The 14,004-nt window shown below is 72.4% G+C and carries 13 protein-coding genes; 7 read left to right on the top strand and 6 right to left on the bottom strand.

The genetic code is table 11. The features are described from left to right. Window positions 1-96: 96 nt before the first annotated feature. Complete coding sequence (locus ACYVMZ_RS19425) at window positions 97-1,872, bottom strand: acetyl/propionyl/methylcrotonyl-CoA carboxylase subunit alpha (RefSeq protein ID WP_461081254.1); 1,776 nt, start codon at window positions 1,870-1,872, stop codon at window positions 97-99. Window positions 1,873-2,247: 375 nt separating this feature from the next. Here ACYVMZ_RS19425 and ACYVMZ_RS19420 point away from each other — a divergent pair, with 375 nt between their 5' ends. After that, entirely contained in the window at window positions 2,248-2,757 is a 510-nt protein-coding gene (locus ACYVMZ_RS19420) for a hypothetical protein (protein ID WP_461081252.1), read from the top strand. On the opposite strand, the gene ACYVMZ_RS19415 is transcribed toward ACYVMZ_RS19420, so the two are convergent. Both ACYVMZ_RS19415 and mmpB read right to left on the bottom strand, forming a co-directional pair. Next, entirely contained in the window at window positions 2,726-3,346 is a 621-nt protein-coding gene (locus ACYVMZ_RS19415) for a Maf family protein (RefSeq protein ID WP_461081250.1), read from the bottom strand. The genes ACYVMZ_RS19420 and ACYVMZ_RS19415 overlap by 32 nt on opposite strands. A gap of 32 nt (window positions 3,347-3,378) precedes the next feature. Continuing rightward, window positions 3,379-3,507 (bottom strand): morphogenic membrane protein MmpB, encoded by a 129-nt coding sequence (gene mmpB, locus ACYVMZ_RS19410; RefSeq protein WP_365666435.1) that lies wholly within the window; start codon window positions 3,505-3,507, stop codon window positions 3,379-3,381. A 136-nt stretch (window positions 3,508-3,643) separates the two neighbouring features. Here mmpB and ACYVMZ_RS19405 point away from each other — a divergent pair, with 136 nt between their 5' ends. Further along, window positions 3,644-4,774: an SGNH/GDSL hydrolase family protein gene (locus ACYVMZ_RS19405; protein ID WP_461081248.1), complete on the top strand. Its 1,131-nt coding sequence runs from the start codon at window positions 3,644-3,646 to the stop codon at window positions 4,772-4,774. 7 nt (window positions 4,775-4,781) lie between these two features. On the opposite strand, the gene ACYVMZ_RS19400 is transcribed toward ACYVMZ_RS19405, so the two are convergent. Then, window positions 4,782-4,994, bottom strand: a complete 213-nt coding sequence (locus ACYVMZ_RS19400) for an acyl-CoA carboxylase epsilon subunit (RefSeq protein WP_461081246.1) — start codon at window positions 4,992-4,994, stop codon at window positions 4,782-4,784. Between the two features lie 47 nt (window positions 4,995-5,041). Continuing rightward, window positions 5,042-6,631 (bottom strand): acyl-CoA carboxylase subunit beta, encoded by a 1,590-nt coding sequence (locus ACYVMZ_RS19395; RefSeq protein ID WP_461081243.1) that lies wholly within the window; start codon window positions 6,629-6,631, stop codon window positions 5,042-5,044. Between the two features lie 110 nt (window positions 6,632-6,741). Here ACYVMZ_RS19395 and ACYVMZ_RS19390 point away from each other — a divergent pair, with 110 nt between their 5' ends. Then, window positions 6,742-7,620 (top strand): biotin--[acetyl-CoA-carboxylase] ligase, encoded by an 879-nt coding sequence (locus tag ACYVMZ_RS19390; protein ID WP_461081241.1) that lies wholly within the window; start codon window positions 6,742-6,744, stop codon window positions 7,618-7,620. A 303-nt stretch (window positions 7,621-7,923) separates the two neighbouring features. Further along, window positions 7,924-9,084 carry an adenylate/guanylate cyclase domain-containing protein gene (locus tag ACYVMZ_RS19385; protein WP_461081239.1) on the top strand — a complete coding sequence of 387 codons (1,161 nt, stop codon included), beginning with the start codon at window positions 7,924-7,926 and terminating at the stop codon, window positions 9,082-9,084. Between the two features lie 13 nt (window positions 9,085-9,097). Here the strand turns inward: ACYVMZ_RS19385 and ACYVMZ_RS19380 are convergent, their stop codons facing one another. Beyond that, entirely contained in the window at window positions 9,098-9,766 is a 669-nt protein-coding gene (locus ACYVMZ_RS19380) for a hypothetical protein (protein WP_461081237.1), read from the bottom strand. Between the two features lie 217 nt (window positions 9,767-9,983). Here ACYVMZ_RS19380 and ACYVMZ_RS19375 point away from each other — a divergent pair, with 217 nt between their 5' ends. From ACYVMZ_RS19375 to hutH, 3 genes are all read left to right on the top strand, one after another. Then, window positions 9,984-10,784 (top strand): enoyl-CoA hydratase/isomerase family protein, encoded by an 801-nt coding sequence (locus ACYVMZ_RS19375; protein ID WP_461081235.1) that lies wholly within the window; start codon window positions 9,984-9,986, stop codon window positions 10,782-10,784. Between the two features lie 262 nt (window positions 10,785-11,046). Next, a complete protein-coding gene (locus ACYVMZ_RS19370) occupies window positions 11,047-12,204 on the top strand; it encodes a GGDEF domain-containing protein (protein ID WP_461081233.1) in 1,158 nt (385 codons plus the stop codon). 89 nt (window positions 12,205-12,293) lie between these two features. Then, window positions 12,294-13,832: a histidine ammonia-lyase gene (hutH, locus tag ACYVMZ_RS19365; RefSeq protein WP_461081366.1), complete on the top strand. Its 1,539-nt coding sequence runs from the start codon at window positions 12,294-12,296 to the stop codon at window positions 13,830-13,832. Window positions 13,833-14,004: the final 172 nt, after the last annotated feature.

Genomic DNA, 14,004 nt, shown 5'->3' with positions numbered 1-14,004 from the left:
CAGCTGCCCGCCACCGCCCCAGGGCATGGGAAAAACGAAGCACCCGGCGGACTGACTGTTGCAGTCCGCCGGGCGCCCGGTGCGTCGTACGACCACTCAGTCCTTGATCTCGCAGATCGCCGCGCCGGACGTCACGGACGCGCCGACCTCCGCGCTCAGCCCCTTGATCGTGCCGGACTTGTGCGCGTTGAGCGGCTGCTCCATCTTCATCGCCTCGAGGACGACGATCAGGTCGCCTTCCTTGACCTCCTGGCCCTCTTCCACGGCGATCTTGACGATGGTGCCCTGCATCGGGGAGGCGAGGGTGTCACCGGAGGCCGCGGGCCCGGACTTCTTGGCCGCGCGGCGCTTGGGCTTGGCGCCCGCCGCCAGGCCCGTACGGGCCAGGGACATGCCCAGCGAGGCCGGCAGGGAGACCTCCAGGCGCTTGCCGCCGACCTCGACGACGACCGTCTCGCGGCCCGACTCCTCCTCCGTCTCCGCGGCGTCGGCGGGAGCGGCGAAGGGCTTGATCTCGTTGACGAACTCCGTCTCGATCCAGCGGGTGTGGACCGTGAACGGCGCGTCGGAGCCGGTGAGTTCGGGGGCGAAGGCGGGGTCCTTGACCACCGCGCGGTGGAACGGGATCGCCGTCGCCATGCCCTCGACCTGGAACTCCTCCAGCGCGCGGGCGGCCCGCTGCAGCGCCTCCTTGCGGGTACGGCCGGTGACGATCAGCTTGGCCAGCAGGGAGTCCCAGGCCGGGCCGATGACCGAGCCGGACTCCACGCCCGCGTCCAGACGCACACCCGGGCCGGACGGCGGGGCGAACCTGGTGACCGTACCGGGGGCCGGGAGGAAGTTGCGGCCCGGGTCCTCGCCGTTGATGCGGAACTCGAAGGAGTGGCCGCGCAGTGGCGGGTCGTCGTAGCCGAGCTCCTCGCCGTCGGCGATGCGGAACATCTCGCGGACGAGGTCGATGCCGGCGACCTCCTCGGTGACCGGGTGCTCCACCTGGAGGCGGGTGTTGACCTCGAGGAAGGAGACCGTGCCGTCGTTGCCGACCAGGAACTCGACCGTGCCGGCGCCGACGTAGCCGGCCTCCTTCAGGATCGCCTTCGAGGCGCGGTACAGCTCGGCGACCTGCGCCTCGGACAGGAAGGGCGCCGGGGCCTCCTCGACCAGCTTCTGGTGGCGGCGCTGCAGCGAGCAGTCACGGGTGGAGACCACGACCACGTTGCCGTGCTGGTCCGCCAGGCACTGCGTCTCCACATGCCGCGGCTTGTCCAGGTAGCGCTCGACGAAGCACTCGCCGCGACCGAAGGCGGCCACCGCCTCACGCACCGCCGAGTCGTACAGCTCGGGCACCTCTTCCAGCGTCCGCGCCACCTTCAGGCCGCGCCCACCGCCGCCGAAGGCCGCCTTGATGGCGATCGGCAGGCCGTGCTCCTCGGCGAAGGCCACGACCTCGTCGGCGCCGCTCACCGGATCGGGCGTACCGGCCACCAGCGGCGCGCCCGCGCGCTGGGCGATGTGCCTTGCCGCGACCTTGTCACCCAGGTCGCGGATCGCCTGCGGCGGCGGGCCGATCCAGATCAGCCCGGCGTCCAGCACGGCCTGGGCGAACTCCGCGTTCTCGGAGAGGAAGCCGTAGCCGGGGTGGACGGCGTCGGCGCCCGACTCGCGCGCGGCCTTCAGCACCTTGTTGATGTCGAGGTAGCTGGTGGTCGGAGTGTCACCGCCCAGCGCGAACGCCTCATCCGCGGCGCGGACATGCAGAGCGTCCCGGTCCGGGTCGGCGTAGACGGCCACGCTCGCGATCCCGGCGTCCCGGCAGGCCCGGGCCACGCGGACAGCGATTTCGCCACGGTTGGCGATGAGCACCTTGCGCACGATTGAGGCTCCCTCCTTGAAACAAGCCGAGTTTAGGGACTGCCGACACGGCTCTTCGACAGGTCCCCGGTGGTGAGCTTGCCCACACGGAGCGTGATACGAGGCTCGCTCGACCCGCGAAATCCCTTGTCGCACCGCACTACGCAGGACTCCTCCGGCAAACCCTAGCCGTCCCCTGTGGTCAAGGTCTCTGTCATCACGTGCTGCGGGCCACTCTGTTTCTTTGTGGAGTCCCTACGAATGGCCCAATGATTCTTTGCCATCCGCATGACTCTTGTCCCGAGGTTTACCCGTTAGTAGCGTTCGTGACGTCTCCAAACGTACTCGGGGTAACCGAACCCCGGATGGACGTGTGTTCGGAAGTGGGTGGGGCCGGTGGTGCGCAGGCCGGTGGCGTGGGTCGTGGCGGTCGTGCTCTTCGCCGAGGCGCTGGGGATCGCTGCCCTGAACTGGTTCCTGGGGGTCGTCGTCGACCGGCAGGACATGTCCCTGGCCGGCCTCGACCCGCACATGATGTCGGTGTCCTCGAAGGCCGGCGGGATCGTCTTCGGTCTCTACTTCGCGCTGTGCGGCCTGGTGGCCCTGCTGGTCGCGCTGCGGAACCGCCCGGCGGCGGGCTTCGGGCGCGTGCTGCTGATCAGCGCGGCCGTGGTGCACGGGACGCTGGGCGCGTTCGTGTGGGGGCTGGTCGGCTGGCCGGCATTCCTGTTCATGGCGCTGGTGCTCGGCCTCATCGTGCTGCTGCTGATGACGTACGACCGTCCGGCCGAGCTCGCCGACGCCACGCCGGCGGGAGGCGAGGGGGACGACGGCGGCTCCCCGGTCACTTCTCCGCCGGTCGATTCCCCGCCGGTCACTTCCCCGTCGGCGCCCACAACTCCGTGATGCCGACGCCCAGTTCGGCCAGCAGGCGCCGCACCAGCGGCAGGCTGATGCCGATCACGTTGCCGTGGTCGCCGTCGATGCCGTCGATGAACGGGGCCGAGCGGCCGTCGAGGGTGAAGGCTCCGGCGACGTAGAGGGGTTCGCCGGAGGCGACGTACGCGGCGATCTCCTCGTCGGTCGGCTCGCCGAAGCGGACGACGGTGGAGGCGGTCGCGGAGGCGTAGCGGCCGCTGAGCGTGTCGTAGACGCAGTGGCCCGTCTGGAGGGTTCCGGTGCGCCCGCGCATGGCCTTCCAGCGGGCGGTGGCCTCCTCGGCGTCCGCGGGCTTGCCGAGGGCCTGGCCGTCCAGGTCGAGCACCGAGTCGCAGCCGATCACGATCGCGCCCTTGACCTCGGGCTTCGCGGCCACGACGGAGGCCTTCGCCTCGGCGAGGGCGAGCGCCAGTTCGGCGGGGGTGGGGGCGGTGACGGCGTCCTCGTCGACGCCGCTCACGATCACCTCGGGGTCGAGTCCGGCCTGGCGGAGCAGCCCGAGCCGGGCGGGGGACTGGGAGGCGAGGACGAGTCGGCGGCGCGGCTGATCTGTCATGCGCTCAGCGTATCGGCGCGGCCCCGGTGCCCTCATCTCACGCCGATCACGAGCATCGCCAGCACCATGGCCAACGCCATGAGAACGCCCAGTCGCCGCAGCATCTCCTGCGTGTCCCGCAGTTCCTTGGGGGGCTCGTTCTCGGGGTCGGACCACAGCATGCCTTCCATCGTCGGTCGGCGATCCGGCGCGGCGCCTGAGTACGCGTACTCAACTTGCCCGGCACCCGGCCCTAGCCAAAAGGGAATGTGGATCCGTTAAGCTAAAGGGACTCTGGTTCCCTTTGGAAGGCGTGTCATGTTCACCACTGCCTGGACCGCGTCACCCCAGCTCCCCGGCGAGGGCTTCACCCCCAACTGGTCCCGCGAGGGCTTCTGGCGTCAGTCACTGCGCCAGGTCGTCCGCCTGACCGCCGGCGGCGACCGGCTGCGGGTCCGGTTCTCGAACGCGTACGGGACCTCTCCGCTCCGCATCGCGGGCGCGACGGTCGGCCGTACGACCGCGGGGGCGGCCGTCGCGCCCGGTTCGCTGCGGCGGCTCACCTTCGCGGGCGCGTACGGCACCGGGATCCCGGCACACGGGGAACTGCTGAGCGACCCGGCCGAACTCGCCGTACCCGCACGGGAGTCGGTCACCGTCACCCTCCACTTCGACACCGCGACCGGCCCGGCCACGTTCCACGCGCAGGCCTTCGCGACCAGCTACCGGGGCGAGGGCGATCTCCTCACGGACGCCGCGGGGACGGGCTTCGACGCCACGACCGAGTCCTGGTACCTCCTGTCGGCCGTCGAGACCGACGCGGGCCGCGGCGACGGGATCGCGCTGTTCGGCGACTCGATCACCGACGGCTTCGGCTCCACGCCCGGCGCGAACCGCCGCTGGTCGGACGCGCTCGCCGAGCGCACCGGGCGTCCCGTGCTGAACGCGGGCATCGGCGGGAACCTGCTGCTCAACGACTCGTCCTGGTACGGCGAGAAGGCCGTCCGCCGACTCCAGCGGGACGTCCTCGCCCACCCGGGCGTGGACACGCTCGTCGTGCTGCTCGGCCTGAACGACATCGGCTTCAGCGAGACGGACGAGCAGCCGACGTACAAACCGGCACCGGTGGTGGAGGCCGCCGAACTCATCGACGGTCACCGGCAGTTGATACGGCAGGCGCACCGCCGCGGTCTGCGGGTGATCGGCGCGACCCTGCTGCCGCTCGGTGGGTCGGACCACTGGGGCGAGCACGCGGCCAAGGTGAGCCACGAGCTGAACGAGTGGATCCGGTGCGCGGAGGAGTACGACACGGTCGTCGACCTCCACCGCGTCCTGGCCGACCCGGTGGACCCGGACCGGCTGCGTCCGTCGTACGACTTCGGCGATCACCTGCACCCGAGCGACGCGGGGTACGCGGTGATGGCCGAAGCCGTCGCGGCGGTGCTCTAGGTTCTGGTCACGAACCAGGCCAGTACGTGCGGGCCCACGCCGCCGGGCCCGGCTGGGGCAGGCGGTGGGTGGCGATGCGGGACGGGTCGGACCAGGAGTCGCGGGGGCGGGGCGCGCCGGGCGGCGTGGCGGCCGCCGCCGCGGCGCGCGCCCGGACCACCGCCAGTGCGGCGGCCAGCTCCTCCGGGGTCGGATTGCCCCGTACGACCTTGATCGTCATGTAGCGCTCCAAGGGGCCGTAGGGCTTACAGGCTGACGGTTACAGGCTTACAGGGGGATGTTGCCGTGCTTCTTCGGAGGCAGGGATTCCCGCTTGGTGCGCAGCTGACGCAGACCGCGTACGACGTGACGGCGGGTGTCCGACGGCATGATCACCGCGTCGACGTAGCCGCGCTCGGCCGCGACGTAGGGGTTGAGGAGGGTGTCCTCGTACTCCTGCATCAGCCGGGCGCGGGTGGCCTCCGGGTCGTCCGACTCGGCGATGGTGCGGCGGTGCAGGATGTTGACCGCGCCCTGGGCGCCCATGACGGCGATCTGGGCGGTGGGCCAGGCGAGGTTGAGGTCGGCGCCCAGGTGCTTGGAGCCCATGACGTCGTAGGCACCGCCGAAGGCCTTGCGGGTGATGACCGTGATGAGCGGGACGGTGGCCTCGGCGTAGGCGTAGATCAGCTTGGCGCCGCGGCGGATGATGCCGTCGTGCTCCTGGTCGACGCCGGGGAGGAAGCCCGGCACGTCGACGAAGGTGAGGACCGGGATGTTGAAGGCGTCGCAGGTGCGCACGAAGCGGGCGGCCTTCTCGCTCGCCTTGATGTCGAGGCAGCCCGCGAACTGCATCGGCTGGTTGGCGACCACGCCCACCGGGTGGCCCTCGACGCGTCCGAAGCCGGTGAGGATGTTCGGCGCGAACAGCGGCTGCGTCTCGAAGAACTCGCCGTCGTCCAGGACGTGCTCGATCACCGTGTGCATGTCATACGGCTGGTTCGCGCTGTCCGGGACGATCGTGTCCAGCTCGAGGTCGTCGTCGGTGACGGTGAGGTCCGCCTCCTCCGGGAACGCCGGGGGCTCGGAGAGGTTGTTGGACGGCAGGTACGACAGCAGCTGCTTGACGTACTCGATCGCGTCCTTTTCGTCCCCGGCCATGTGGTGCGCCACGCCGGAGGTGGAGTTGTGGGTGCGGGCGCCGCCGAGCTCTTCGAAGCCGACGTCCTCGCCGGTGACCGTCTTGATGACGTCCGGGCCCGTGATGAACATGTGCGAGGTCTGGTCGACCATGACCGTGAAGTCGGTGATGGCCGGGGAGTACACCGCGCCGCCCGCGCAGGGGCCGACGACCAGGCTGATCTGCGGGATCACGCCCGAGGCGTGGGTGTTGCGGCGGAAGATCTCGCCGTAGGCGCCGAGGGAGGCGACCCCCTCCTGGATGCGGGCGCCACCGGAGTCGTTGATCCCGATGACGGGACAGCCGGTCTTGAGGGCGAAGTCCATCACCTTGACGATCTTCTGCCCGTAGACCTCGCCGAGGGCTCCGCCGAAGACGGTGAAGTCCTGCGAGAACACGGCGACCGGGCGACCGTCGACGGTCCCGTACCCGGTGACGACGCCGTCCCCGTACGGGCGGTTCTTGTCCAGCCCGAAGTTCGTGGACCGGTGGCGGGCGAACTCGTCGAGTTCGACGAAGGAGCCTTCGTCGAGCAGGAGCTCGATCCGCTCACGGGCTGTCAGCTTGCCCTTGGCGTGCTGCTTCTCGACGGCGCGTTCGGAGCCGGCGTGCGTCGCTTCGTGGATACGGCGCTTCAGATCCGCGAGCTTGCCCGCGGTCGTGTGAATGTCAGGCTGCTGCTCTTCCGGCTCGGACATCGGGATGCGGCTCCCTGCCTGCTCAAAAGGGGGGACGGTTACTCATCCGTAGCGTAGTGGGGTGCCTCCACATCGGCAGTGCGGTGTTTACCACACCTAGGGTGGCTTGCATGACGCCGCGAGATGCATCAGACGACAGCCGCTGGTCCGACCTGGAACGTCCGCCCCTCAATGCCGCCGCGCTGCGGCGGGGGCTGGTGCGGGACGGCGGGCACGGCGGGCACGGCGGGCTCTATTGCGACATCGAGGTCGTGCAGCGGACCGGGTCCACCAACGCCGACCTGGTGGCCCGGGCCGCCGCGGGCGACGCGCAGGAGGGCACCGTCCTCGTCGCCGAGGAGCAGACCGCCGGGCGGGGCCGCCTCGACCGGCAGTGGACAGCGCCGGCCCGGTCGGGGCTGTTCTTCTCCGTCCTGCTGAAGCCGACGGACGTACCGGTGGCCCGCTGGGGCTGGCTGCCGCTGCTCACCGGTGTCGCCGTGGCGACGGGGCTGTCGCGGGCGGCGGGCGTGGACACGGCGCTGAAGTGGCCGAACGACCTGCTGGTGATCGTGGGCGGGGAGGAACGCAAGGCCGGGGGGATCCTGGCGGAGCGGGCGGGCGACGACGGGGTCGTGGTCGGGGTCGGGGTGAACGTCACCCTGCGCGAGGACGAGCTGCCGGTCCCGACGGCGGGCTCGCTGGCGCTGGCCGGGGCGGTGTCGACGGACCGGGACCCGCTGCTGCGGGCGGTGCTGCGGTCGCTGGAGGACTGGTACGGGCGGTGGCGGGCGGCGAGCGGTGACGCGGCCGCGTGCGGGCTGCAGGAGACGTATGCGGCGGGGTGCGCGACGTTGGGGAGGGCTGTGCGGGCGGAGCTGCCGGGGGACCGGGCGGTGGTCGGGGAGGCGGTCGCCGTGGACGGGGACGGGCGGTTGGTGCTGGCGACGGAGGAGGGGGTGCAGGAGCCGGTGGGGGCGGGGGACATCGTGCATTTGCGGCCCGCTTGAGGGGGTGCGGGGTGCGGGTGTCTGCGGCGGCCTGTGCGGGTGGGGTGGTGGCCGGTGTAGCGCCTACGCGGTGGTTGTGGGTCGGGGCCGCGTCGGGGGGTGTCCGTCCTCGGTCTGGGGAGCTGGTCCGTTGCCGCGGTATCGGGCGTTTCCGCCAGCCGCTGCGGGCGGACACCCCGCCCCGCGGCAACGCCCTCTCACCTCGTCCCCCCGGCTGAACCTGACGGAGTGAGCTGGCGCACACCTGCCGTAGAGTTGAGGCCGGTCGATACATGACCGTGACAGATCGGAAGGGCAGCAGGCGTGACCGTCGACGACTCGGGTTCCGGCACGGACGCGCAGGGCCGGGAGGACCCTCCCCCACTCTCGGCGTCGCTGGAGCAGGGGGACCCCCAGTCCGCCGATCCCGGCGAGGACCCTCTCGCTCTGCGCCTCGAACAGCTCATCCTGGGCGCGGAGCGTCGTTACACCCCCTTCCAGGCGGCCCGCAGTGCCGGCGTCACCATGGACCTGGCCACCCGCTTCTGGCGGGCCATGGGCTTCGCCGACGTCGGCCAGGCCAAGGCGCTGACCGAGGCCGACGTCCTCGCCCTGCGGCGGCTGGCCGGTCTGGTGGAGTCGGGGCTGTTGAGCGAGGCCATGGCCGTGCAGGTGGCGAGGTCCACCGGACAGACCACGGCGAGACTCGCCGAGTGGCAGATCGACTCGTTCCTGGAGGGCCTGACCGAGCCCCCGGAGCCCGGGATGACGCGTACCGAGGTGACGTACCCCATCGTCGAGCTCCTGCTGCCCGAGCTGGAGGAGTTCCTCGTCTACGTCTGGCGGCGCCAGCTGGCCGCCTCGGCCGGCCGGGTCGTGCAGGCGGCCGACGACGAGGAGATGGTCGACCGGCGCCTCGCGGTCGGCTTCGCCGACCTGGTCGGGTTCACGCGGCTGACCCGCCGTATGGAGGAGGAGGAACTCGGCGAGCTCGTCGAGGCCTTCGAGACCACCGCGGCCGACCTGGTGGCCGCACACGGCGGACGGCTGATCAAGACGCTCGGCGACGAGGTGCTGTACGCCGCCGACGACGCCGGGACGGCCGCCGAGATCGCCCTGCGGCTCATCGAGACCATGGCGAACGACGAGACCATGCCGGAGCTGCGCGTCGGCATGGCGTTCGGCACGGTGACCACCCGTATGGGTGATGTCTTCGGTACGACGGTCAACCTGGCCTCCCGGCTCACCTCGATAGCGCCGAAGGACGCCGTCCTGGTCGACACCGCCTTCGCCGAGGAGCTGATCCGTACGCAGGACGCACCGGCCTCCGAGGCGGAGGCGGTCGAGGAGGCGGCCGCGGCGGAGAAGGAGGGCGAGGAGCCACCGGTGTACAGGTTCGCGTTGCAGCCGATGTGGCAGCGGCCGGTGCGTGGGCTGGGCGTCGTGGAGCCGTGGCTGCTCACGCGGCGCAACGGGGTCTCGTAGCCGCGCGCCGCCGTCAGCGTCGGTGGTCCGATCCGCCCACGCACAGGTCGATGACCGGTATGCACAGGCCGGGGTCCGCCGGGGCCTCCGGCTGCTCGGGCTGGTCGGGGCGGCCCGGGTTCGGGGGCGGGGCGGGCGTGGTGCGGCTCGGGGGCGGGGTCCGGGACGGCTGGGATGCGGTGCTCGTCGTCGGGTGTGCGGGGGCGGGGTTCGTCGCGTCGGGGATGGTGGTGGCGTGGGGCGCGGTGATCGGCACGGTGGTCGTCGCGGGTGAGGTGGGGGCCGTGCTTCCGCCGGAGGCGGTCGGTGTGGTGCTGGGGCCGCCGAGGACCGTGGGCGCCGACGGGCTGACCCTCGGCACGGCGGCGGCGGTCGCCGCGGTGTGGGTCGCGTGTTCCGTGCCGGTGACCTGGTCCGGGCTCGGATCGGCCTCGGCGGTGTCGACGCTGCCGGCGCCCGGACCGGACGTCAGGCGTACGAGGCTCAGGGCGCCTGCGGCCAGGGCGAGGCCGCCGGCTGCGAGCAGGACCTTGCGGGGCCGGGGCTTGCGGTGCCGGCCCCGGCTGCGGGGGCTGAAGAGGCGAGTGTCGGTACCGGTACCGGTCGCTCCGTTCGGCTGGGGTGGTGCGGACGCCGCGGGCCCGGTGTCCCGATGTGGCTTCGCCGGCGTGTTCGTCGTCATCCCGATCCCTCCCCGATGCGCACGCGCCCCCGATACGCCGTGGCGGTGCGCACGCTATGCGCTGCCCTGGCAGGCGGGGCCGGAGTCGCCGGTATGTCACTCGAACGGGTGGGCGGGGCGGTGCTGCGGGAACCGGCCGCGTCCGCTCTTTTCCCGGCGCGGGCCGGCTGCGATGATCGGGGCGAGTGGTGTTAACCCGCGTTAACCGGAGGGTGTCATGAGTGAGGAACGGTTCGGGGAGTTCGTGCTGGTGCGGCGGCACGAGCAGGGGCATGTCGCGGAGCTCGCCCTCGACCGGCCCAAGGCCATGAACGCCGTGTCCACCGAGATGGCCCGGTCCATCGCCGGGGCGTGCGCGGCGCTGGGGGAGGACCGGAGCGTACGGGTGGTCGTGCTGACCTCGACGCATGAGCGGGCGTTCTGTGTCGGCGCCGATCTGAAGGAGCGCAATTCGTTCGCCGACGCCGATCTGGTGCGGCAGCGGCCGGTGGCGCGTGGGGCGTACACCGGGGTGCTGGAGCTGCCGGTGCCGACGATCGCGGCGGTGCACGGCTTCGCGCTGGGGGGCGGGTTCGAGCTCGCGCTGTCGTGCGACGTGATCGTGGCCGACCGTACGGCGGTGGTGGGGTTGCCGGAGGTGTCCGTGGGGGTGATCCCGGGGGGCGGCGGTACGCAGTTGCTGCCCCGGCGGGTGGGGGCGGCGCGGGCGGCCGAGCTGATCTTCTCGGCGCGGCGGGTGGAGGCCGTGGAGGCACGGGAGTTGGGGCTCGTCGACCAGCTGGTGGAGGACGGGCGGGACCGGGAGGAGGCGTTGGCCCTGGCGGGCCGGATCGCGGGGAACTCACCGGTGGGGTTGCGGGCGGCGAAGCGGGCGCTGCGGCTGGGGCAGGGGCTGGATCTGCGGGCCGGGCTGGAGGTCGAGGACGCGGCGTGGCGGGCGGTGGCGTTTTCCGGGGACCGGGCGGAGGGGGTCGCGGCGTTCAATGAGAAGCGGAGGCCGGAGTGGCCGGGGGAGTAGTGCGGTGGGGTGTGTACAGGTGGGGCGCGAGGGCTTCGTGAGCGGCGTTTGATGACTCCCGGCGCTGCGGCTGGGGCGGGTGGGTCGCGCAACCCGGCGCTGCCGGGTGCCTCCGCGCCCACCCTCCCCCCATCGCCCCAGGCGGCACGACTGCCCGCGGATCGCGGACCCGGCCGCCCGCCGCGGGGCACGCCGACGCCCACCTCTCCCCGTTCGCTCCGTAAACATCCCGATTCGACCCGAATATCCCTAGCCTGGAGTGATGGGTGAGGACAGGCGGCTGGCTGCCGTCGTGGCGTTGGCTCAGGGGATGGCCGGTGCGCACAGCCTGCGGGAGGCGTGGCGTGCGGCGGCTGCCGGGGCGTGTCGGGCGCTGGGTGGGAGTTTCGCCGCGCTGTCGGTGTGGGAGCGGGAGCTCGGGCGGCTCAGGGTTCTGGTGAACGTCGGTGATCTCGCCGAGGGGGAGGTGGTGTTCCCGGACGACGAGGCCTACCCGGTGCACCAGTTCGCGGAGATCACCGAGTTCCTGCACGAGCAGTGGGCGGGGGGCGGCGAGCCCGGCGCGTGGGTCGAGACCGCCGAGGGGCCGGCGGCCGGGCGGCGGCCCGGGTACTGCCACCAGCGCGTCGCCGCGCTGCGCCGCCGGGGACGCGGATGCTGCGTGGTCGCGCCCATCGTGCTGCACGGCCGCGCCTGGGGCGAGCTGTACGTCGCCCGTCCGGCCGGAGCGGAGGTCTTCGAGCGGTCCGACGCCGACTTCGCCACCGTCCTGGCCGCCGTCGTCGCCGCCGGGATCGCGCAGACCGAGCGGCTGGAGGAGGCCCGGCGGCTGGCGTTCACCGACGCGCTCACCGGGCTCGCCAACCGCCGTGCCGTCGATGTACGCCTGGAGCGGGCGATCGAGCGGCACCGCAGGGACGGCGTCGCCGTCAGTCTCGTCGTGTGTGATCTGAACGGGCTCAAGCGGGTCAACGACACACAGGGGCACGCGGTCGGCGACCGGCTCCTGGAGCGGTTCGGGTCCGTGCTGTCGCTGTGCGGGGCCATGCTGCCGGGGGCGCTCGCGGCACGGCTCGGCGGCGACGAGTTCTGTCTGCTCGCGGTCGGGGTGCCCGCCGACCAGGTCGTCAAGGCGGCCGACGAACTGTGCCGCCGGGCCGCCGAATTGGAGCTCGGGGACGGGGTCGCCTGCGGGGTCGCGTCCACCGAGTACCCGATCGGGCCCGTTCACGATGCCCGCCGGCTCTTCCGGCTCGCGGACGCCGCCCAGTACCGGGCCAAGGCGGAGAAGGCCGCCCATCCCGTCGTCGCCGGCCGCGAGGGGCCCGACGATCCCGTCGTACGGCTGGCGGACGAGCCGCCGACGGAAGCGGACGGCGAGCGGCGGCGGTTCCGGGGACGGCACTCTCCGGACGGGTGACCGGGCGGGAAACCGAAGGAGGTAAGGGGCGGACGCCGCACCCACTCGTGACATTGTCGAATTCACTGCGTACGCTCCTGAATATGGATATGCACACTGTGGTGGTGGGGACGTCCGGGGTCACCGTGTCCGACGTCCACGCCGTGGCGCGCGGCGGCGCCCGGGTCGAGCTCTCCGAGGAGGCCGTGGCCGCTCTGACCGCCGCCCGCGAGATCGTGGACGCGCTGGCGGCCAAGCCGGACCCCGTCTACGGCGTGAGCACCGGCTTCGGCGCCCTGGCGACCCGGCACATCAGCCCGGACCTGCGCGCCCAGCTGCAACGCAACATCGTCCGCTCGCACGCCGCCGGCATGGGGCCGCGCGTCGAGCGGGAGGTCGTACGGGCCCTGATGTTCCTGCGGCTCAAGACCGTCTGCTCGGGACACACCGGCGTCCGCCCCGAGGTCGCGCAGACCATGGCCGACGTCCTCAACGCCGGGATCACCCCGGTCGTGCACGAGTACGGCTCCCTCGGCTGCTCCGGCGACCTGGCCCCGCTGTCCCACTGCGCCCTCACGCTCATGGGGGAGGGGGAGGCCGAGGGCCCCGACGGGGCCGTACGGCCCGCCGGTGAGCTGCTCGCCGCGCACGGGATCCGGCCCGTAGAGCTGCGTGAGAAGGAGGGGCTCGCCCTCCTCAACGGCACCGACGGCATGCTCGGCATGCTGATCATGGCCCTGGCCGACCTGGACACGCTCTACAAGTCCGCCGACGTCACGGCCGCCCTCAGCCTGGAGGCGCTGCTCGGCACCGACAGGGTGCTCGCCCCCGAGCTGCACGCCATCCGGCCGCATCCGGGGCAGGCCGCCAGCGCCGCCAACATGCTGGCCGTGCTGAAAGGTTCCGGCCTGACCGGGCACCACCAGGACGACGCCCCCCGCGTCCAGGACGCCTACTCCGTGCGCTGCGCTCCGCAGGTCGCCGGCGCCGGGCGGGACACCATGGCGCACGCGCGCGTGGTCGCCGAGCGTGAGCTGGCCTCCTCCGTCGACAACCCCGTGGTGCTGCCGGACGGGCGGGTGGAGTCCAACGGGAACTTCCACGGGGCGCCGGTCGCGTACGTCCTGGACTTCCTGGCCGTCGCCGCGGCCGACCTCGGCTCCATCGCCGAGCGCCGCACCGACCGGCTGCTCGACAAGAACCGCAGCCACGGGCTGCCGCCGTTCCTCGCCGACGACGCCGGGGTCGACTCCGGCCTGATGATCGCCCAGTACACGCAGGCGGCGCTGGTGAGCGAGATGAAGCGGCTGGCCGTACCGGCCTCGGCGGACTCGATCCCGTCCTCCGCGATGCAGGAGGACCACGTCTCGATGGGCTGGTCGGCGGCGCGCAAGCTGCGCACGGCCGTGGACAACCTGACGCGGATCATCGCCATCGAGCTGTACGCCGCCACGCGCGCGATCGAGCTGCGGGAGGGCCTGTCCCCGGCGCCCGCGACGCAGGCGGTCATCGACGCGGTACGCGAGGCCGGTGTCGGCGGTCCCGGACCGGACCGGTTCCTGGCGCCCGACCTGGCCGCGGCGGACGCGTTCGTGCGCGAGGGACGGCTGGTCGCGGCGGTGGAGACGGTCACTGGACCGCTGCGGTGACGGTCACCGGGCCGCTGCGGTCACGGCCACTGGGCCGCTGTGGTGACGGGTGCCGGGCCGCTGTGGTGACGGGTGCCGGGCCGCTGTGGTGACGGGTGCCGGGCCGCTGTGGTGACGGGTGCCGGGCCGCTGCGGTCACGGCCACTGGGCCGCTGCCGTGGCGGTTGCCGGG

This window comes from Streptomyces deserti, from assembly GCF_054782695.1.
This window is presented reverse-complemented; position numbering and strand designations above follow the sequence as displayed.